The sequence below is a fragment of the Mesorhizobium sp. M7A.F.Ca.MR.362.00.0.0 genome (assembly GCF_004023175.1).
GTDB lineage: Bacteria > Pseudomonadota > Alphaproteobacteria > Rhizobiales > Rhizobiaceae > Mesorhizobium.
Genome location: NZ_RZTF01000805.1, coordinates 1 through 982, shown reverse-complemented (window position 1 = coordinate 982; position 982 = coordinate 1). Strand labels below are relative to the sequence as shown.

Sequence of the window (982 nt, the reverse complement as noted above, 5' to 3'; positions counted from 1 at the left end):
GCGCTTGGTGACGCGAAGCTGGTGCTGGTGCTCGACCAGATCACCGACCCGCACAATGTCGGCGCCATCCTGCGCTCCGCGGTCGCCTTCGGCGCCGGCGCGCTGATCACCACAGCCCGCCACAGCCCGCAGGAATCGGGCGTGCTGGCGAAATCCGCCTCCGGCGCGCTGGAGCACATCGACCAGATCGAGGTGAAGAACCTCGCCGACGCGCTCGGCCAGCTGCACGAGGCCGGCTTCCGCACCATCGGGCTTGATTCGGACGCGCCGGCCGAACTCGAAAAGAGCTTTGCCGGGGAAAAGATCGCCCTGGTGCTGGGCGCCGAAGGCAAGGGCCTGCGCCAGAAGACCCGCGAGACGGTGACGACGCTGGCGCGGCTCGACATGCCCGGCGCGATCCATTCGCTCAACGTGTCGAATGCCGCGGCGATCAGCCTTTACGTGGCGCGGGCATTTTTGAAGCGCGGCTAGAGCAATTCTAGGAAAAGTGTGAAGCGGTTTTCCTTCCAGAATTGCGTCAAGACAAAGAGTTAGAGCATTTCGCCGTTTCCGTGAAACGGTGGAATGCTCTAAGCCAAAAGTATCTCGAAACGAGAAACGGGTCCCGACAAACGCCGGAACCCGTTCTTCGATGGGCCAAGAGTTTGCGGCTTGGGAACGTTGCGCCGCCCTCTCCTGACCTATGCCGCTTTGCCCCTGGCGTCGGCTGCCTCGCTGCCGACCTCGAAATTGGCCATCCGCTCCAGCGCCCTGACCAGCGCCGAATGATCCTCCTTGGCGCCACCATTGGCTGCGCAGGAATTGAACAGCTGCTGAGTCGTCGAGGTGTTGGGCAAGGAAACGCCGAGCGCCTTCGCGCCCTCCAGCGCGAGGTTCAGATCCTTCTGGTGCAGTTCGATGCGGAAACCAGGCGCGAAGGTGCGCTTGACCATGCGCTCGCCATGCACTTCCAGAATGCGCGAAGCCGCCAGCCCGCCCATCA

Annotated in this window: 2 protein-coding genes; one reads left to right on the top strand and one right to left on the bottom strand. The window is 63.3% G+C overall.

Features of this window, described 5'->3' with window-relative positions; genetic code table 11:
• Nucleotides 1–471 (top strand): RNA methyltransferase (locus EOC06_RS37830; protein ID WP_164899024.1); only part of this gene is annotated, 471 nt, incomplete at its 5' end.
• Nucleotides 472–680: 209 nt separating this feature from the next.
• On the opposite strand, the gene EOC06_RS37825 is transcribed toward EOC06_RS37830, so the two are convergent.
• Nucleotides 681–982, bottom strand: a 302-nt coding sequence (locus tag EOC06_RS37825; RefSeq protein ID WP_164899023.1) for an NAD-binding protein, incomplete at its 5' end; no start/stop codon positions are given.